This is a genomic window from Nesterenkonia halotolerans, from assembly GCF_014874065.1.
Lineage (GTDB): Bacteria > Actinomycetota > Actinomycetes > Actinomycetales > Micrococcaceae > Nesterenkonia > Nesterenkonia halotolerans.
On record NZ_JADBEE010000002.1, the window covers coordinates 293,635 to 311,603 of the forward strand.

Here is a 17,969-nt window from a genome sequence, read left to right on the forward strand (position 1 = left end):
TCAGGCGAAGGCGGAGTAACCGGTCAGATCCCGACCGATGATCAGGGTCTGCACGGACTCGGTGCCCTCGTAGGTGTGGATCGCCTCGATGTCGGCCATGTGGCGGGGCACCTTGTTCTTCAGCAGGATGCCGTTGCCGCCGAGCATGTCGCGGGCCACGTGGGCGATCGCGCGGGCCTTGCGAGTGTTGTGATACTTCGCCAGCGAGGCCTGCGGTCCGGTGAGGGTGCCGGCGATGTCGCGTTCGGTCACCTGCCGCACATGCATCTGCATGGAGGTCAGCTCCGAGACCATCCAGGTCAGGCGCTCCTGGACGAGCTGGAAGCTGGCCAGCGGGCGGCTGAACTGCTCCCGCTGCTTGGAATAGCTCAGCGCCGCCTCCACCAGGGCCGAGGCATGGCCGACGGCGGACCAGGCCACTCCCAGCCGGGTCGCGAAGAGCACCTTGGAGGCGTCCTTGAAGTTCTTCGACCCGGGAAGCACAGCGTGAGCAGGAACTTCGACGTCCTCGTACTGGATCAAGGCCTGGTGGATGGCCCGCAGCGAGGCCTTGCCCTGGATGACCTCGGCCTTGTAGCCGCGTGTGGCCTGATCCACCAGGAAGCAGCGAACGCTGCCGTCGTGGACACCACCGGAGACCCTGGCCCAGGTGAAGGTGATGCCTCCGGAGGCCCCGTTGCCGATCCACTTCTTGGCGCCATTGATCACGTAATAGCCCGAGTCCTCGTCACCTACCAGGCGGGCGGTGGTCTCCAGGGACACCGAATCGGAGCCGTGGGTCGGTTCGGTCAGCGCGAAGGAACCCAGGGTCTCAGCGGTGGCCAGCTTGGTGAGATGCTCGGCCTTCTGATCGTCGGATCCGAAGTACGCCAGCGTGCGCAGCGCCAGTCCGCCCTGGACCGCCAACGCTGTTCCCAGCGAGCCGTCTGCCCGGGAGGTCTCCATGTTCACCAGTCCGGCCGCCATGGGGGAGAGCGTCTCCATACCGGCCTCCGTGACGTCGACTCCGTCGGTGAGCAGTCCCAGGCCTCCGGCCCTGCGGACCAGGTCCACCGGGTACTCCGCATGCTCCCAGTGCTGGGCCATACGGGTCTCCAGTCCGCTGGAGAACTCGCGGGCGCGCGTCCACCACTGGCGGTCCGCCACGGGCAGGTCCTCGAACACCCCGTAGTAATCCAGATCGAGCGCGGTGGAGACGTCGTAGATGGGGTCCACGGAGGCATCGGGAGCGTGGTGTGTCATGGCACACATGTTACTCGATAGTCACAAGAAGGTGGAGCTTAGTTGAATCTTCGAACTGTAGACCAAAGTCCACTGGTGTTGCGGAGGGAATCTCTCCGATAATAGAAACTGGACGTGCAACAGTGGTGCACGATTCAGGGAGAAGCATTGGCCTTGAGGCGCTCCGAATTACGGTGCAAGGGTTCGGAGCAGGGCCTCGGCTGGTGTTAGTGCTCGGGCGGTGGGAACGGCACCGCCCGAGCCTCTCTGTGTCAGGGGTGATTTCCTCTGTGCCCGAGGGTGTCTTGGCCAGGGATGTCTCAGCGCGGAAGCCGCAGCTGGATTCCAGAGACCTGCACGCTCCAGATGCCTTCAGCGGGCGACCCCGCCTCGATCGTTCCGCCATAGGTCGCCGCGCGATCCTCCATGCTGATCAGCCCGGTGCCGGATGTCGCGTGTTTCGGTGCGGGTGCCTGATTCGCATCGGTTCGGTTCGTCACGGCCAGATCGACAGTGGCCTCTTTGACCTCGAGTTCGATCGTGCAGTCATTCGTGTCGTGTCCACGGGCTCCGTGTTTGACCACGTTCGTCGTGCACTCCTGCAGGATGCGGTACAGGCAGGCCTCCACTGATTGGGAGATCGAGCTGATGTCCCCATGCACCGAAGTGTCGACGGTGAAGCCAAGGTCCTGCAGGCGCTCGGTGAAGCGTGCAAGCCCCGATTCCAGGTCCAGCTCCGGGGCGTCGCCCGGTCCCGAGCCGATGATGTTCTCGCGCTGCAGGACAAGCAGCACGCGGCGCAGGTCATGCAGCGCCGCACTTGCCGATTGGGAGATCTGACTCAGGGCAGCCGCCCGGGATTCGGGTGTTCCGGTGGCCGCCGCGACCTGAGTCTGCATTGAGATGACCGTGAGGTCGTGGGCGAGGATGTCGTGCAGGTCTCGCGCGATGGAGCGTCGCTCGCCCGCAAGTGCGTCTTCGTGGGCAGCGCGCAGCTCTACGAGCTCTTGGTCAGCGGACATTCGGGAGACCAGCTGCTTCCTCGTGGCGTGCCCAGCGAAGTAGCAGAGAAGCATCAGCGCGCCGATCGTAATTCCGAAACCAGCTGCCAACAGTGCGTCGCTCTGCACTAGGCCCGCGTTCACCGCGAGGCACAGGGCTAGAAGCGCATACAGACGGCGTACCCACCGTGAGCAGTACATGGCGCTGAGTCCGCAGAAGAGTATGACCAGCAGCATCGTTTCGAACTGCGAACTCGCAAGGACTCCTAGAACCCCACCGGTCAAGGCCGCCAGTGCCCCCGCGGCTGGGTGCAACCAGAACAGCGCCACCGCGAGAATCCAGATCAGATAGCCGAATTGAAGTGTCTCGCTGAGGTACGTGGCGTCCAGGATCAACGCGAGCCCAATATCGGCGCTTATGCCACCGATCGTCGCCAGCGTGAGGATGGTGAGCACTCTTCGGCTGGGGGCAACATCGCTTGAGAAGGTCACGCTCAAGAGTATGCCGAACGATGCTCAGCCGGCGAAGACTCAGCAGCCGGAGGCGTTGGGGAATGCCCGGCAGATGAATGAGCGGAAGAATCCTGCAGTTTCCAGGTTTGAAAGATCAAGGAAAGTGATAACAGTAGTAAGAACGAGGGCGGAAACGATGGCGATACGGTAAGCAAACAATGCGAGTGACATTTTTTGTTCCTTTCGGGGGTATACCTGCTGATGTTGAACGTGTAAAATTAGAATAAGGTGTGCCTAGATTCAGGCATAGTGGACTTAAGTGCCTAATTTATACAGAACCGCTCAGTTTCAGTGTTGTTTCCCTCTGGAGGAGTCGAGCATCCCTGGAGCTCGGAGAGTTCGGATAAAGTGAGACTCCGCACCGGGTGTCGTTGCACCGGGTGTCACAGGCCGAGGAAGAACAGGTTCAGCCATGCTCCGTCTCGTCGTTGCAGACGACCACCCGATCATGCGGGCAGCTCTCCGCGCCTACGTAGACTCCGCCCCAGACATGGTCTGTGTGGGTGAAGCGCAGAATGGGCTTGAGGTGATCGAGCGGGTCCGTGAGGAGATGCCTGATGTGGTGATCATGGACCTCAAGATGCCGGAGATGGGTGGCGTCGAGGCCACCGCCGAGGTCATGGCGATCGCCCCGAAGACCTCCGTGCTGGCGGTCACCACGTTCAGCTCTGAAGGGCATGCGCTGCAGGCATTGAACGCCGGGGCCAAGGGTTACATCGTCAAGGACGCGACGGCGGATCAGGTGCTCGAGGCTATTCGTCAGGTTCACGGCAGTTCCGTGCCGATCTCACCTGATGTGGCGCGACGGCTTGAGTTCAATGCCGTCAATGAGGCCGAGGAATTCTCGGTAGCGCTGGCGGGCTCGGACTATCTGCCGCGGGTCCCGCCGCGTGAGACGGAGGTTCTGACCCTATTGGCGCGCGGGTTCAGCAACCGGGAGATCGCCACGCGCATGGTGTTGACCGAAGGCGCGGTCAAGGCGCATCTCGGGCGTCTGTGTGCCCGTTTCGGGGTGCGGGATCGCGTGCAGCTGCTGATCCGCGCGACCCAGCTGGGTCTGATCGAGCCTCAGCTCGAGGACGTCGCCCCGGAGGGCGACGGCAGGTAGCCAGCCGCGGGATCGCGAGGACCCGCCACGGCCAGCCGCCTGCAGCTCAGCGGCGCAAGCCGCCCTGCCAGAGCGCGTCGAACGGGGTGTTCCCGGCCACGCGCTGGTGGATGCCCGCGGTGACGAAGGCCTTGGCGTGACGCGCGGCCTCACGTGGCGAGGAGCCCTTGGCGAGCTCGGCTGTGACGGCGGCGGCCAATGAGCAGCCGGCACCGGAGACGGCGTGCTCGCCGATCTTCGGTGCGGTGAGCACCTCCATGCCCTCGGCATCGACGAAGACATCGACGGCGTCTGCTCCTGCCAGACGGATCCCGCCCTTGGCGAGCACGGCGGCCCCGGAGATGCGATGGATCTCTGCGGCCGCCGCCTGGAGGTCCTCCAGCGACTCGACCTTCATGCCGGAGAGCTGCTCGGTCTCGAAGTGATTCGGCGTCACGAAAGTCGCCAGCGGAAGCAGCTCCGCCTTCAGCGCATTGTCGGTGTCCTGGGCGTGACCGGGCTCCTGACCCTTGCAGATCAACACGGGGTCCAGCACCAGGTGCTTCGGCTTTCGAGCTGAGACCGCGGAGGCCACGGTGGAGATGGTGGCGGGCGAGCCCATCATCCCGAGTTTGACCGCGTCCAGTGACTCGGGCCCGTAGTTTCCAAAGATGGCCTCGAGCTGGTCATTGATCACCTGGGTCTCCACGGGAACGAACCGGTGGTTCCAGTTGTCCTCGGGATTGAAGGACACGATGCAGGTCAGCGCCACCATTCCGAAGGTTCCCAGCTCCTGGAAGGTCTTCAGATCGGCCTGAGCTCCGGCGCCGCCGGTGGCCTCGGAGCCTGCAATGGTCAGAGTCATTGCCGGATGTGCAGTGGTCTCAGTCATGCTCAGGGTCCTTTGTCTGTGGGTCCTTGGTGGTCTGTGATGCATCGAGCCCGGGCGTCGTGGCTTCCCGCTCGGGGTCATCCACCCGGGTCAGGGGCTGAGCCATCCAGCGGCCGAGCCCCAGCAGGATGCCGGCGGGAAAGCCGATGAGTGGGATGAGCATGGGCACCAGTCCGCCCGCGCCCACGACGAGCACGACAGGGCCATAGAGCAGACCCACGAGGACGTAGCCCAGGATGTGCACCGTGGGGCGCGGCTGATGTCGGAAGAGCCAGGTGACCAGCAGTGTCCCCGGGATGCCGACGACGACGGCGGCAGCGCCGATCAGCGGGATCAGTGGCGCGAGGAATCCCTCGCCGTCGAGTCCCGGCATGAGACTCAGCGCGAGGAGCAGACCTCCCATCACCGCAGTGGGGATCAGCCAGGAGACTATCCACCCAGCGAAGCCCAGCCGAAGGACTGGTCGGGGCTCCGTGCTGGCGCGCTGGGACGGCCGCCTGCGGCGCGTCGTCTTCTCTGGTGCGGGAGTGGTCATTGCCTAGATTCTACCGGCGGGGCGAGCTGGGTTCAGCCCGTGTGACCCAGGTGGGCGAGGGCCTGCCGGATGAGTCGTTCACGTCCGCCCAGGAACTCCGCCTGGACCTCGGGACTGAGCACCTGGTCCGGTGTCATCCAGCTGAGTTCCAGAGCGTCCTGACGGGGTGAGCACTCACCCGAGACGGGCACGATATAAGCCATCGAGACGGCATGCTGCCGGTCGTCGACGAGTCCTGTCTCCGAGGGGTAGGGGAAGTACTCGGCCACGGTGAACGGGGTGGGGGAGGGTGGAATCTGCGGCAGCACCAGGGAACCGAGGTCCTTCTCGATGTTGCGCAGCAGGGCAGCGCGAATCGTCTCGCGGTACATCACCCGTCCGGAGACCACAGTGCGGTAGAAGTGCCCCTCGGTGTCGGCCGTGTAGAGCAGGCCGAGTTCAGTGATGCAGCCCAGTGGATCCAGTCGCACCGGGATGGCTTCCACGTAGACCATGGGAAGCCGGCGGCGGGCCTCGTAGAGGTCATCCTCGTTCAACCATCCGGGGTTCGGATCAGGGGTTCGAATGCTCATAGTTCCATCATGCACCACAACGGACACTGCCGTTTCTCCGGCGTCATTCCCCGCGGTTCTCGAGGTCCACCACGAGTCGGGTGGGGTCTTCGAGCAGCTCCACTGAGAAGGGGACCTCCTGCGGCAGACCGATCAGATACTGCGAGAGGGCTTCGAAGGGGCCCTGCACGTATACCTCTTCCGGGAGGGCAGCGGTATCGCGCTCGTAGTACTGGTCCGAGGCAAGCTGATCCTCGACCTCCTCCTCGGGCAGCCATGAGGGGCCGCTGACGTAGATCTGGAGAATCGCCTCGCCTGCCATCTCGATACGGTTGCCGCGGCCCAGCTCAGCGGCTGAATCGACGTACTCGGCGCGCCAGCTGGGCAGGCCCTCGCCGCTGAATTCAAAGACGACCCGATCGAAGCCATCGTGAACGCCGGAGCGCAGGGCGACCAGCTGCTGATCGCTCGGCCCCGAGCCATCCGGAAACCCGTCGGTCTCTTGTGGCTCAGTGGTGAACTCTCCAGTGATCGGATCTGTTCCGGGCTGCCCTGAGGTGCTGGAAGAGGGTTCGCTCTCAGTCGGGGTGGAGCTGGAGTCGGACTCTTCTTCGGGGCTGGGTTGCTCGGACTCAGTCTCGGACTCGCCCTCGGTGCCTGACGCACCCCCCGGTTCTTCGTTCTCGGAGGCGCCGGCGGAGGCGCTCGCTGAGGAACTGGGTGAGGCGGAGGCGGTCTCCGTGGAGTCGGCCGGATCCTGGTCGGATCCGCAGCTGGTGAGCATCAGCAGCGCGGCGGTGCTGGCGGCGATGGTCAGACGGTGCGTGATAGCAGCTCCTCAGCGTGGGATCAGATGATGTCTTCGAGCGGGCGCCCCATGGCGGCGCGGCGTTCCGCGTGGTTGATCTTGTGCCTGCGTGATTCCGTGGCGAGGATGACGACGAACGCACCCATGGCGGCGCAGAGCGCCACCCACACGGAGGTGACGTCGGAGAGGATGCGAGGGAAGATCAGCCAGAACATTCCCCAGCCCATGCCGAGGGCGAGCGTGATTCTGCCGCGTTCGGTCATCGCATAGTACGAGGCCGCCCAGATGCAGATGCCCAGTCCGATCAGCGCCCAGATCACTGCCGGGAAGCCGGGAATGTGCCAGCCCATGGCGGTGAGCCAGATCGACAACGAGGACATGGCGGCCACGAGCGCCCAGCCTGCGAAGAGACCCGTGGTGGTGTCGGCGAGCCGGCGTTCCAGCGAGTTGCGCGCCGTGCGGAAGGTGAACTGACGGATGGCATCGATCAGCGCCAGTGCCGCAGCCAGTGCGGCCAACACAGCGAGGGTGAGCATCCCGGTGTGGATGGACGCTGTCCAGATGAGCATGAGCACCGAGGCGGAGCCGACCTGCCAGCCGGAACGACGCTGACGAGGCGTGGCGGTCTGGGTGGTGGTCCACTGATAGACCGCGTGGGCGAGGAGCCCGATCACGATGAACGGCCAGAGCCAGTAGAAGTTCGCCTCGGGAGAGAGCAGTGCCCGGTTCCCGGAGTACCAGCCCTCGGCGAGCTCATCCAGCCCGTTTCCGCCCAAGATGGCAGGCGCCGAGGTGAACATGCCGAACATCCAGCCCAGCGAGACCAGCGCAGCCAAGGCGCCGATGCTCACGAACACCTGTCGATAAAGGTCGGTGCGCACCGGTGCCGGGTCGGGGTCGCGCGAGGGGAGGTTGTACGGCGGAATGTAGGTGAAGAGGTCTTCCTCATCATCGGCGAACTCCACGAACTCGCGGCCGGTGGGCCGGTAGTTCCGCGCGGTGGCAGCCTCGATGGCCGCTGCCTTCTCCAGGATCACGTCGCGCTGGCGGCGTTCATCCAGCGCCCGGCGTGGCTTGGGAAGTGTCACGGGGGCAGGCTCTTGCTCGGTCTGGGTTTCAGTGAGCGGGCCTTGGACGGCGTCGTCCTCCTCGGCAGAGGGGCTCGGGAGGCTGCTCGGATCCTCCGCGAACCGACGTTCGGGGTCCTCGAGCGGGCCTTCTACCGGGATCTGGTCGGGCTCGCTGGTGTTCCCGGGCTCCTTGGTCGCCTCGGTCGCCGTCGCAGGGGAGGCGTTCTCGGTCTCCGCTGTGGCATCGGGGCGCCGGAAGGCGTCGCCCACGCGGCGGGCAGCGGCGAAGAACTTCTCGTCAAGGTTGTCGAAGAAGCCGCTGATCCCCGACTGCTCATGACCGGTCTCGGCGGTCATCGGTCGCGCGGGAGTGGGATGGCTTGAACGGACGACGGAAGGCGCAGGTGCGTCGTCGTCCTGATGGCCGACTTCTGGCTCGGGCTCGCGGTCCTGATCGCTGACCGTAGTGTCGGCGTCGCTGGTGTCCGTGTCGGACTCGGTGGTGTCCTTCGCAGCGGGGTCCTCTTCGAGGGCGTTCTTGTCTTCGGCGGCGGGACCGTCGGTGGGGTTCTCGTCCCGGGCGGGGGCCTCGTCGTCGGGGGTCTGCTGATCAGTGGGGGTCTCCGCAGTACCCGTCTCTGCATCGCCGTCCGCAGCGGAGGCATGGGGGGCCTCGGCTTCCTCGGCGGAGGTCTCGGAGACAGGCAGCGTCTCGATGGACTCATCCTGGGACTTTTCAGTCAAGCCCGATTTCCCCTCTAGCGTCTCAGCTGGCGTATGCGTTCGATGCGACGGACCCTGGTCCGTGCGAATCCGCTGGTCACGTGGTTGCCGTCTTCCGCTGCGCCCCCCGACGCGACCGGTTCCGGGTCATCACCACCGTGATTCCCAACCCCACCAGGGTACCCACAACGATGCCCGCGACCGTGCTCGCCCAGGGTGGGAGCCCGGTAGTTGTTCCCGTAATGTAACCTAATCCGACCATCCAGAGGGACCACGTGAGGGCGCCCAGCAGGGCAAGCGCGACCATGGCGCCGCCGCCGAGTCCCATCATGCCGGCGGTGGCCATCGAGGCGGCGCGGCCTCCGGGGATCCAGCGGATCAGCAGCAGTCCTGCCCAGGTGGTGGCGCCCCCGGCCCGGATCGAGATCCGCAGCAGCTTCCGATGTAGATTGCGGCCCCACTTCCAGCGGTAGAGCAGACGGATCAGTTTGTAGCGGAAGAGCAGGTACAGCCCGATGTCCCCGGCGAGGCAGCCGAGGAACGTCACCGCGAGCACCAGCAGGACCGGGAAGATCTCGTTCGCGGCCATCGTGCCGGAGGCGATGACCATGACCTCGGAGGGGAAGGGCGGCACGATCGCGGTGAACGCCACAGCGATGGCCAAGAAGATGAAGTAGTAGAACCCCCACTCCTGGTACAGCGCCGGATCGCTGAGGTCATTGACGCCCAAGGCGATCGCGGGGTTGGTCACTGCGGAGACTCCTGGAGGGTTCGAGGGGAGGTGAAGCTGCGGGGCACGCCGTTGAGCGGATCAGTGAAGGACAGGGTCTTCGCCAAAAGCTGCAGCGGCTTGTCGAACTCGTCGGGGGCGTCGTCGAGGAGTTCCGGGTAGAACCGGTCATTCAGAATACCCAGTCCCAACAGCGCCATATGGATGCGCAGCTGGTGAGTCTTTCCGGTGTGCGGAATCAGCTGAAAGTGGCCCACCTGTTCCCCCGAGGGACTGGTGCCTGCTCCGAGCAGCTCCACCCTGGAGGAGGAGTTGGCCCCGGGGATGGCCTCCGTGCGGCGCTTGCCCGTCCGGGCCCTTCTGTCGTGGGGCCGGTGACCTGAGTGCTCGGGGGCATAGGACGCGAGCTGGGAGACCACGACCCCTTTGGTCTTCTCGATCCGGTTCCGCACGCTCAGCGGGAATCGCGACGCGAGGGTCTCCGCCGTCATCCCGCGAGGGACCGCGCTGACGCATTCGTAGGTCTTGTTGACCTGGCGGTTCTCGAAGAGCAGCTGGTACTTGCCCCGGGTGGAGGGCTCCTTGGAGAAGATCACCACTCCGGCAGTGCCGCGGTCCAGCCGGTGGATCGGCACGAGATCCGGGACGCCGAGCGTATTGCGCAGCCGCACCAGCAGCGACTCCTGCACGTACCGGCCGGCGGGCGTGGTGGGAAGGAAGTGTGGCTTGTCCACCGCGACGAGGTGCTCATTCTCGTAGATGATCTCCTCGCGCACCGGCAGCGGCACCTCTTCGCTGACGGAGCGGTAGTACCAGAGGAACTCCCGCTCGCCCAAGGGGGTCGTGGTGCTGAGCGGGGCACCGTCGATGTCGACGACTTCGCCGGCGTGGAAGCGTTCGGTGATGCCTCCGTGGTCGATGTGCCCGAAGGTCTCCAGGACGTAGTCATGGATGGTGGGCCAGCGGCCGGTCAGCGGCAGGCGCAGGCGGGTGGCATTGACCCCGTTGCGCACGGGGAGAGGGGACTTCTGAGTCACAGGTCAGGTTCGCGGAGGTTCGGCGGCATGGAGGCTCAGCCCCAGACCGGTGCCTCAGCGGTGGCAGTCGGCTCTGGCTGGGCGAGCGGTTGGTTGACCTGCCAGGACATGTCGAAGCGGTCCTTGATCCAGGCGAAATTGGTCGCGAAGTCGTAGTCGCCCGGCTCCATCAGGAACTCGCCGCCGGGTGCCAGGCTGTTCACGATCTGGTTGAACTCCTCAGTGGAGTCCACCACCACGGCGATGGAGACGGACGGGGTGAAGCTGAACTGGTGCTTCACGAGACTGTCCTGGATCATCAGCACCTGGCCGCCGATCTTCAGCTGAGCGGTGGCCACCAGCGGGACGGGGACGTCGACGACCTCGTCGGGATCATCCTCCTCGGCGAGCTGCAGGTCGGTGTGGTGCGTCTCGGGGGCCGCTGCGACTGCGTGGTGGACCTCGGAGGGCTCCTCCGCATCGACCACCGCGTCGTCGGCTTCCTCGTCGACGTTCTCGGCGGTGAGATCGTCGGCGGCGAAGTCCTCCTCGGACTCTTCGCCGAGGTCCAGCTGGACCTCCACCTCGGAGAGCTCATCCTCCTCCGCCTCGTCGAGGTCATCAGGCTCGGTCGAGTCCTCGGAAGAGGGAGTGGGGTCATAGATCTCAGTGCCCTCGGGGTGATGCACGATCTCCAGCAGCTCGGCGTCGGGGAAGACGCTGAGGTAGTGGTCAATGGCTTCTTGGGCCTGACCCTGGAACATCAGAAACGGAATGCAAAGAGTCATGTGCTCACCCTAACGGGAAATCCTGGGTCTGGAACGTCTGTGCGCTGTTGGCGTGAGGCCTCACGGGGCGAATCGAAGCCCCGAGGGAGAGGAGTTGAATCCGGCGTCACGCAGCAGCTGTCCCAGCGGGTGAGTCAGGATCCGCTCCCCGTTGACGCGTTCCACCGCGATGCGCCCGGTCTTCGCTGAGCGCAGCGTCGGGACCAGGGCCCGGGCGATCAGGTCCATCACGGCCTCGTCCTCGGTGAAGAGCAGCATGGTGCGGCCCCCGCGCTCCATGTAGAGCGCCAGGTCACCGCGGTAGAGCACGACGACGGCGCCCGCCTTGCGTCCGGGCCGGTGGGTGGAGCTCTCGAGCTCCGGCCAGTCCAGCGACGCCCCGTAGGGATTGGCGGGATCGGTGGCGGCGAGCACCACGGCCGCCTCCTGCCGCTTCCCTTCTCCGGTCTTCTCTGCTGCGTCCTCCAGCCGCTCGGCGATCCAGCGCAGCTGGTCGATGGTGGCGGAGGAGGTGAACTGGGCGGCTCCGAGCTGTTCGATGAAGTAGCCGCGGCGAATCTGACCGGAGTCTTCTGCTGCCGAGAGCACCTTGTAGACCGCCGCGAATCCGCCCTTGGAGGTGGTGCCGAGTCCGGACTGCTGTTCGGACATCACCGATCCGCGGGTGACCACGCCGTAGCGATCCAGCAGGATCTCGGCGCGGGTGTGCGCGGCGAGGGTGGGTTCGGCGGAGGTGCTGGGCACCAGCTGCCAGCGCCCACCGGCCCCGGCTCCGCTGAACCCGCCGCTGGCAGCCCCGACACGGCTTCGATGGGATTCCGCGGCCTGCCGCAGCGCCATTCTCCGGGAGGTGTGCCGGGGCCGCGCCGGAGTGGGCTGCTTCTTGTGCGCGGTGGTGCCCGTGGACATGAAGCGACGCAGCGCGCTGAAGCTGTCCGGGGTCACCCTTCCGGCCCAGAACAGTTCCCAGAGTGCGTTCTTGGTGGTCTCACGGGAGACTGTGAGGCCTGGATCCAGCTGATCGTGCAGCGGCTCGATGAACCAGGCGCCGCCCCGGGTGAGCACCTCGAGAATCGCCTCCTGGAGCGCCGTCGGGGTGAAGTCCTCGGTTCCGCCGGGCTGGTTGTTCAGCAGCACGGCGGCGTCTTCGCGCGGGTAGAAGGCCAGCCACCCGTCGTGCCCGCTCAGGGCGCCTTTGCCCACCGCGAGAAACTCTCCGGCGGCCAGCAGCTCGTCCAGCATGGCGGGCCGGTAGTCGGGAACGCGTGCGGGAAGGATGAAGGATTCCCAGGCGCTCGCCGGAGCCGCGGCCCCGGAGAGCTGCGCCAGGGATTCGGCCAGTGCGGCCGTGCCTGAGCTTGAGGATCCCTTCCCGCGTGCGGCAGAGATGCCCTGCCACTCGAGCAGGAACTGTCCATACGCTGCTCCCGACACCGGCTCCACCTGGGCACGCAGGGCCGCGAGGGAGCGGCGGCGGATCCGGCGCAGCATCTCGGCATCGCAGTACTCCACGGTGCCGGACCGGGCGTCGACGGGCAGCTCACGGTCGGGGCGGAACAGGCCTTCGACCACGCGATGCTCGCGGACCAGCCGGGTCAGTGTATCGGCGACCACCGCGCGGCTGAGCCCCAGCTCGTCCGCGGCCTCCTCCACCAGGAAAGGCCCGTGCGTGCGCGCATAGCGGCCGACCAGGTCCCCGAGCGGATCTTCCACGGGGTCCAGAAAGGCGTAGGGAATGCCCACCGGGATGGGCGTGCCCAGGCCGTCCCGAAGCCGAGAGGCGTCCTCGATCGCCGCGTAGCGCTCTTCCACGTGATCGGTGCCCGTGGCGGATGTGCCCGCGAGGCCAGTGGCGCCCGGCGCGATGGAGGTGCCGGTCCGCCACATCACCTTGAATGCCCGCTGGCTGGAGACCAGCCCTTCCGCATGTTCCTTTGCCGGTTCGCCCTCTTCCAGCCGGGCGGCCAGCTGCTCCGCGGTCAAGGGGCCCAGCAGGCGGAGCAGGTCCGCGACCCCCTCCTGTCCGCGGACGTGTCGGGAGGGGGTGAGTCGCTGCGCGTAGGCCTCGGAATCGGCGATGATCGCGGCATCGAGGAACTCGCGCAGCTCCACGCGGCCGAGCAGCTCGCCTAGCAGCGCCGGGTCTACCGAGAGCGCCGCGGCTCGGCGCTCTGCCAGCGGGGAATCCCCCTCGTAGAGGAACTGGGCGATGTAGCCGAAGAGGATGGACTGCGCGAACGGGGAGGGCTTCGGAGTGGTGGTCTCCACGATCTTCAGCTTGCGTGCCGAAATGCTGCGGAGCAGATCCAGCAGTGCGGGCATGTCGTAGACGTCCTGCAGGACTTCGCGCATGGCCTCCATGATGACCGGGAAGTCGGGATACCCGGAGGCGACCTCCAGCAGTTGAGAGGAGCGTTGGCGCTGCTGCCACAGCGGGGTGCGCTGGCCCGGATTCTGCTTCGGCAGCAGCAGGGCACGCGCGGCCGCCTCACGGAAGCGTCCGGAGAACAGCGCTGAAGAGCTGACCTGGGCGGTGACCAGGTCTTCGAGCTCATCCGGGTCGAACGCGAACAGCTCCGCCCCGGGAGGATCCTCATCCATCATCGGCACGCGCAGCACGATTCCGTCGTCGCTGGCCATGGCGGAGCCGTCGAGACCGAAGCGATCATGCAGCCGTTCACCGACCGCCAGCGCCCAGGGGGCGTGCACCTGAAGTCCATAGGGGGAGAGCAGCACGATCCGCCAGTCGCCGAGCTCATCACGGGTCTGCTCGACCACCAGTGTGGTGTCGCTGGGCAGGACCCCGGCGGCCTCCTGCTGCTCGGTGAAGTAGCGCAGCAGGTTCTCCTGCGCCCAGGTGTCCATGCCCAGGGAGGTGAGTCGTGCGGCGGTCTCCTCCGGGGCGCCGGCGTGGACCTCTCGGGTGAAGCGGCCCAGCGCCTGGCCGAGTTCGGCGGGGCGGCCGAATCCGTCGCCGCGCCAGAACGGCAGCGAGGCGGGCTGCCCGAAGGCGGGGGAGACCAGCACCCGGTCAAAGGTGATCTCCTCGATCTTCCAGCTGGTCGCGCCCAGGGCGAAGACGTCGCCGATGCGTGATTCGTAGACCATCTCCTCATCGAGCTCACCCACCCGCCGCCCACCGGAGCGGGCCGAGCCGGAGTCCTCGCCCCCGGCGAGGTAGACCCCGAAGAGTCCCCGGTCGGGAATCGTGCCGCCGGAGGTGACCGCGATCCGCTGGGCACCGGGCCGGCCGGAGACGGTGCCGGCGTCGCGGTCCCAGATGATCCGAGGCCGGAGCTCGGCGAAGCGGTCCGAGGGATACTTGCCCGCCAGCAGGTCCAGGGTCGCCTCATAGGCGGAGCGGGGCAGGGTGGCGAAGGGAGCGCTGCGGCGCAGGGTCTCGAACCAGGACTCCACGTCCAAGGTCTCCATGGAGGACGCCGCGACGGTCTGCTGAGCCAGGATGTCCAGCGGATTGCGCGGGATGTGCAGCGCTTCGATCTGCCCCGCCAGCATCCGTTCGACGATGACGGCGGTGCTCACCAGATCACCGCGGTGCTTCGGGAAGAACCAGCCCACCGAGACCTCACCGACCTGGTGGCCCGCGCGACCGATGCGCTGGAGTCCGGCGGAGACCGCGAAGGGCGCCTCCACCTGGATGACCAGATCCACCGCACCCATATCGATGCCGAGCTCCAGGGAGGAGGTGGCCACCACGCAGCGCAGCCGGCCCGACTTGAGTGCCTCCTCGGTGAGCTTGCGCTGTTCCTTGGAGACCGAGCCGTGGTGCGAGCGTGCGAGAGGATCCGGCTCTCCCGCTTCGGTCTGCTCCCCGTGGGCGGCGGCGACGTCGTCGTCGGTGGCATCCTGCCCGGCGGGAGGCTGACGTTCGGCCCAGATCTCATTGATCCGACCGGTGAGCTTCTCGGCCAGGCGGCGTGAGTTCACGAAGACGATGGTGGAGCGGTTCTCGGTGACCAGGTCCACGATTCGGTGCTCCACGTGCGGCCAGATGCTGGGCTGCAGGGGCTGGTCGCTGAGGAGCGCCTCATCCGGTGCGAAGTCCGCGAGCACCTCGGAGAGCACCTTCGGCTGGCCGTCGTCCGCGGAGTCCTCCGCCTCGTTCTTCTGCGAGCCGGGGGCGGCCGGGAACGGCGTCGCGCCCTGAGGCGGAGCGGTGCTGGGCGAGGCCAGGTCCTCCACCGGCACCGAGACGGTGATGTCCCACTTCTTCTCGGACTTCGGCGCGACGATCTCCACGGCCGCGGAGCCGCCCAGGAAGCGGGCCACCTCTTCGCGCGGCTCCACCGTGGCGGAGAGGCCGATCCGCTGGGCGGGGGTCTCGAGCAGGTTGTTGAGCCGTTCCAGGGAGACGGCGAGGTGGGCGCCGCGTTTCGTCCCGGCCAGCGCGTGGACCTCGTCGAGGATCACGGTCTTGACCCCGGTCAGGGTGCTGCGCGCCTGGGAGGTCAGCATCAGGTAGAGCGACTCGGGGGTGGTGATCAGGATCTGTGGGGGCTTGCGGACCAGGTCGCGGCGTTCTTTGGGGGTGGAGTCGCCGGTGCGCACGCCCACGGTGATCTCTGCCGGCTCGGTGGCTGCGCCCTCGGCGGCGAGGCGCCGGGCGGTGTGCGCGATCCCGACGAGCGGGCTGCGCAGGTTGCGTTCGATGTCCACGCCGAGCGCTTTCAGCGGGGAGATGTAGAGCACCGAGGTGCCCTTGGTGGGGGCGGCGAAGAGCTGATCGATGGACCAGAGGAAGGCCGAGAGCGTCTTGCCGGATCCCGTGGGAGCGACCACCAGGGCGTTCTTGCCCTGGGCGACCGCGTTCCAGGCGCCGGCCTGAGCGGCGGTGGGCTGACCGAAGGAGGCTTGGAACCAGCGCCGGGTGGGCTCGGTGAACGGTTCCAGGGCGGTCATGCTCCCACTCTAAATGGCGCCGGGGACATGGCCGGACGCAGGTGCCGGCGCAGACGCTGACGCGCGCGCCCGCGGTCCCACCCGGTGCCTCTTCCACATCCATTGGGCGCAAATCGTCGGAATCCGCACCCGCCGAGGCTCCTATTCCGACGTTTTCTGCCCAATCGATGACGGTCATCGCTCGAGGTGCCCGCCCTGCGCACCGCACGGGCCAGCGCTCAGCGGGCGTAGTGCAGGATGTCCTCGCGGCGCAGCGGGCGGTTGAACAGCGGACCGTCGGGCTCCATGATCCGACCCGCCGCCAGTGACCCGACCGAGACCGGGTCGAACCCCATGCGGAACAGCAGCCCCATGACCAGGCCGCGGGCGGACTCGTCATCGCCGGCGACCGCCAGGGCCCGGCGACCGGACAGGTCGGCACCGGGCCGGGCGGCGTCGTCGAAATCTGCGTGGGCGATATGGTTCAGCGCCTTGACCACCCGTGCCGCACCGAAGCGTCCGGCCAGCGCCATCGAGGTGGGCAGCTGCTCATCCACCGCTGCCTGCAGCCACCCGGGGAGCAGCTCGTCCTGCCAGGTGTTGGTGGCATCGACGAGCACCGTGTTCGCGACCCAGTCCGGATCCAGCTCGTCGAGCTCCTCCTGCGGCACCGCGAGGATGATGATGCCGCTGGAGTTCCGGGCACGCGCGGCGATGTCCTCGGCATGCACCGGCTGCGCGCCGGGGGCGTAGATCTTCAGGTGGTGCTGCAGCGCACGCGGGGGCCGGGTGGAGGCGATGTCCACGGCCACTCCGGCGCGCAGCAGGGTGCGGGCGAAAGCGGTTCCGGCCCGACCGGCGCCGAGGATCCCCACCACAGGTTCTTCGGGAGCGGCAGAGGAGGACGCGTCAGACGCCTTGGGGGACTCACTCATGGTGGTAGGACCGCCCTGCTGAGATCTCCTGGGCGCGGTAGACCTGTTCGGCCAGCAGCATCCGCACCAGCTGATGCGGGAAGACCAGCTTGGACAGCGACCAGACGAGATCGGCGCGGTGCTGAAGCTGGTCGGTGACCCCATAGGCGCCTCCGATGATCGCGACGACGTGCGCCCCGTCATCGAAGCTGCCCTGCAGGTGGGCGGCAAAGCCAGGTGAGCTGATGTTCTTGCCGCGCTCATCGAGCAGGATCACGTGGTCCTTGGGCTTCAGGGCGGCAAGGATCCGTTCCGACTCCTCCTGGCGCGCGGCATCGTGTTCGCGGGAGGAGTGGGGGAGCAGCTTCCAGTCCAGGTCATAGGGCTTGCGCAGGCGCTTGGTGTAGCGCTCGATCCCTTCCACGGCCCACTTCTCATGCTTTTTGCCGACGGCCAGGGCGGTGATGCTCATATGGGCGACACTACCGGCAACCCTAGGATGGAGCCCATGTCTGCACAGTTTCACATCGCCTCGCTGGCTCAGATGGACCCGGTCTCGCTCTATCGCGTGCTTCAGCTCAGAACCGACGTGTTCGTCGTGGAGCAGCAGTGCGCGTACCCGGAGCTGGACGGGCGGGATCTGGAGCCAGGTGCTGTCATGGTATGGGCGGTAGACGCTCCTGAGCATCGAGCCGACGACGACGGCGCCCCCGCAAGTTCCGACGCTCAGGCCGCTGGCGCGGTGCTGGCCACCCTGCGGGTGCTGCACGAGCCGGAGGGGTTCCGGATCGGACGGGTGGTCGCCCGGGAGGAGGCGCGGGGGACCGGTGTGGCGCGTGAGCTGATGCAGCGCGGGCTGGAGTACTGCGCCGCGCAGTCACCGGAGAGCGCTGTGGTGCTGGACGCGCAGCAGCCGCTGGAGGGGTGGTACGGATCCTTCGGCTTCACCCGCACCGGGGAGCCGTTCCAGGAAGATGGCATTCCGCATGTGCCGATGCGCCGCGGGAGCTCAGATCTTCCGGCGGGGACCGGCGACGAGGGTGGCCAGCAGCAGGATCGATAGCCAGGCCAGCAGATACCACCCGCCGGTCAGACGCAGGTCCTGCGGCGCGAAGTACATCCACGCGATCAGCGGGACGCCCAGCGCGGCCATCACAGTCTGCCAGGTCGTCCAGAACCGGCCCTTCTGCTCACGCTCCGGGGTTTCTGTCGCCACGAAAC

General features: G+C 66.8%; 17 protein-coding genes. 2 read left to right on the top strand and 15 right to left on the bottom strand.

All coding sequences use genetic code 11. The features are described 5' to 3' along the window. From H4W26_RS11550 to H4W26_RS11560, 3 genes are all read right to left on the bottom strand, one after another. Nucleotides 1–1,242 carry an acyl-CoA dehydrogenase family protein gene (locus H4W26_RS11550; protein WP_192592371.1) on the bottom strand — a complete coding sequence of 414 codons (1,242 nt, stop codon included), beginning with the start codon at nt 1,240–1,242 and terminating at the stop codon, nt 1–3. Between the two features lie 299 nt (nt 1,243–1,541). Further along, entirely contained in the window at nt 1,542–2,714 is a 1,173-nt protein-coding gene (locus H4W26_RS14040; RefSeq protein WP_192592372.1) for a sensor histidine kinase, read from the bottom strand. 39 nt (nt 2,715–2,753) lie between these two features. Next, nucleotides 2,754–2,906, bottom strand: coding sequence for a hypothetical protein (locus tag H4W26_RS11560; protein WP_192592373.1), 153 nt, complete (start codon nt 2,904–2,906; stop codon nt 2,754–2,756). Nucleotides 2,907–3,147: 241 nt separating this feature from the next. On the opposite strand from H4W26_RS11560, the gene H4W26_RS11565 reads away from it, so the two are divergent. Further along, nucleotides 3,148–3,843: a response regulator transcription factor gene (locus tag H4W26_RS11565; protein ID WP_192592374.1), complete on the top strand. Its 696-nt coding sequence runs from the start codon at nt 3,148–3,150 to the stop codon at nt 3,841–3,843. Nucleotides 3,844–3,889: 46 nt separating this feature from the next. Here the strand turns inward: H4W26_RS11565 and H4W26_RS11570 are convergent, their stop codons facing one another. The 11 genes from H4W26_RS11570 to H4W26_RS11620 form a co-directional block, all read right to left on the bottom strand. Next, nucleotides 3,890–4,714, bottom strand: coding sequence for a hydroxymethylpyrimidine/phosphomethylpyrimidine kinase (locus H4W26_RS11570; RefSeq protein WP_192592375.1), 825 nt, complete (start codon nt 4,712–4,714; stop codon nt 3,890–3,892). Beyond that, complete coding sequence (locus H4W26_RS11575; RefSeq protein WP_192592376.1) at nt 4,707–5,249, bottom strand: hypothetical protein; 543 nt, start codon at nt 5,247–5,249, stop codon at nt 4,707–4,709. The genes H4W26_RS11570 and H4W26_RS11575 overlap by 8 nt, the downstream gene beginning before the upstream one ends. A 32-nt stretch (nt 5,250–5,281) precedes the next feature. Next, on the bottom strand, nt 5,282–5,821 hold the full coding sequence (locus H4W26_RS11580) for an NUDIX hydrolase family protein (protein ID WP_192592377.1): 540 nt from the start codon (nt 5,819–5,821) through the stop codon (nt 5,282–5,284). A 43-nt stretch (nt 5,822–5,864) separates the two neighbouring features. Next, entirely contained in the window at nt 5,865–6,584 is a 720-nt protein-coding gene (locus H4W26_RS11585; RefSeq protein WP_192592378.1) for an AMIN-like domain-containing (lipo)protein, read from the bottom strand. A gap of 65 nt (nt 6,585–6,649) precedes the next feature. Next, entirely contained in the window at nt 6,650–8,422 is a 1,773-nt protein-coding gene (locus H4W26_RS11590) for a DMT family transporter (protein WP_192592379.1), read from the bottom strand. 76 nt (nt 8,423–8,498) lie between these two features. Then, the gene (locus H4W26_RS11595) at nt 8,499–9,152 is read right to left on the bottom strand and encodes a DedA family protein (RefSeq protein ID WP_192592380.1); all 654 of its coding nucleotides are present in this window, start codon (nt 9,150–9,152) and stop codon (nt 8,499–8,501) included. Beyond that, entirely contained in the window at nt 9,149–10,168 is a 1,020-nt protein-coding gene (locus H4W26_RS11600; RefSeq protein WP_192592381.1) for a pseudouridine synthase, read from the bottom strand. Before H4W26_RS11600 ends, H4W26_RS11595 begins: the two co-directional genes overlap by 4 nt. Before the next feature lie 35 nt (nt 10,169–10,203). Beyond that, on the bottom strand, nt 10,204–10,935 hold the full coding sequence (locus H4W26_RS11605; protein ID WP_192592742.1) for a VOC family protein: 732 nt from the start codon (nt 10,933–10,935) through the stop codon (nt 10,204–10,206). 60 nt (nt 10,936–10,995) lie between these two features. Continuing rightward, nucleotides 10,996–15,855, bottom strand: coding sequence for a DNA glycosylase AlkZ-like family protein (locus tag H4W26_RS11610; RefSeq protein ID WP_192592382.1), 4,860 nt, complete (start codon nt 15,853–15,855; stop codon nt 10,996–10,998). 218 nt (nt 15,856–16,073) lie between these two features. Next, nucleotides 16,074–16,769: an NADPH-dependent F420 reductase gene (locus H4W26_RS11615; RefSeq protein WP_192592383.1), complete on the bottom strand. Its 696-nt coding sequence runs from the start codon at nt 16,767–16,769 to the stop codon at nt 16,074–16,076. Beyond that, the gene (locus tag H4W26_RS11620; protein ID WP_192592384.1) at nt 16,762–17,220 is read right to left on the bottom strand and encodes a 23S rRNA (pseudouridine(1915)-N(3))-methyltransferase RlmH; all 459 of its coding nucleotides are present in this window, start codon (nt 17,218–17,220) and stop codon (nt 16,762–16,764) included. The genes H4W26_RS11615 and H4W26_RS11620 overlap by 8 nt, the downstream gene beginning before the upstream one ends. A gap of 36 nt (nt 17,221–17,256) precedes the next feature. Between H4W26_RS11620 and H4W26_RS11625 the strand changes: the two genes are divergently transcribed. Next, on the top strand, nt 17,257–17,811 hold the full coding sequence (locus H4W26_RS11625; RefSeq protein ID WP_192592385.1) for a GNAT family N-acetyltransferase: 555 nt from the start codon (nt 17,257–17,259) through the stop codon (nt 17,809–17,811). On the opposite strand, the gene H4W26_RS11630 is transcribed toward H4W26_RS11625, so the two are convergent. Beyond that, on the bottom strand, nt 17,758–17,964 hold the full coding sequence (locus H4W26_RS11630; RefSeq protein ID WP_192592386.1) for a hypothetical protein: 207 nt from the start codon (nt 17,962–17,964) through the stop codon (nt 17,758–17,760). The two genes, H4W26_RS11625 and H4W26_RS11630, sit on opposite strands and share 54 nt — an antisense overlap. Between the last annotated feature and the right edge of the window lie 5 nt (nt 17,965–17,969).

Excerpts from the sequence above, each read along its gene's own strand:
- H4W26_RS11620 (WP_192592384.1), bottom strand. The coding sequence starts at position 17,220 with ATGAGCATCACCGCCCTGGCCGTCGGCAAAAAGCATGAGAAGTGGGCC.
- H4W26_RS11580 (WP_192592377.1), bottom strand. The coding sequence starts at position 5,821 with ATGAGCATTCGAACCCCTGATCCGAACCCCGGATGGTTGAACGAGGAT.
- H4W26_RS11575 (WP_192592376.1), bottom strand. The coding sequence starts at position 5,249 with ATGACCACTCCCGCACCAGAGAAGACGACGCGCCGCAGGCGGCCGTCC.
- H4W26_RS11585 (WP_192592378.1), bottom strand. The coding sequence starts at position 6,584 with ATGCTCACCAGCTGCGGATCCGACCAGGATCCGGCCGACTCCACGGAG.
- H4W26_RS11565 (WP_192592374.1), top strand. The coding sequence starts at position 3,148 with ATGCTCCGTCTCGTCGTTGCAGACGACCACCCGATCATGCGGGCAGCT.
- H4W26_RS11560 (WP_192592373.1), bottom strand. The coding sequence starts at position 2,906 with ATGTCACTCGCATTGTTTGCTTACCGTATCGCCATCGTTTCCGCCCTC.
- H4W26_RS11625 (WP_192592385.1), top strand. The coding sequence starts at position 17,257 with ATGTCTGCACAGTTTCACATCGCCTCGCTGGCTCAGATGGACCCGGTC.
- H4W26_RS11605 (WP_192592742.1), bottom strand. The coding sequence starts at position 10,935 with ATGACTCTTTGCATTCCGTTTCTGATGTTCCAGGGTCAGGCCCAAGAA.
- H4W26_RS11615 (WP_192592383.1), bottom strand. The coding sequence starts at position 16,769 with ATGAGTGAGTCCCCCAAGGCGTCTGACGCGTCCTCCTCTGCCGCTCCC.
- H4W26_RS11570 (WP_192592375.1), bottom strand. The coding sequence starts at position 4,714 with ATGACTGAGACCACTGCACATCCGGCAATGACTCTGACCATTGCAGGC.
- H4W26_RS11550 (WP_192592371.1), bottom strand. The coding sequence starts at position 1,242 with ATGACACACCACGCTCCCGATGCCTCCGTGGACCCCATCTACGACGTC.
- H4W26_RS11610 (WP_192592382.1), bottom strand. The coding sequence starts at position 15,855 with ATGACCGCCCTGGAACCGTTCACCGAGCCCACCCGGCGCTGGTTCCAA.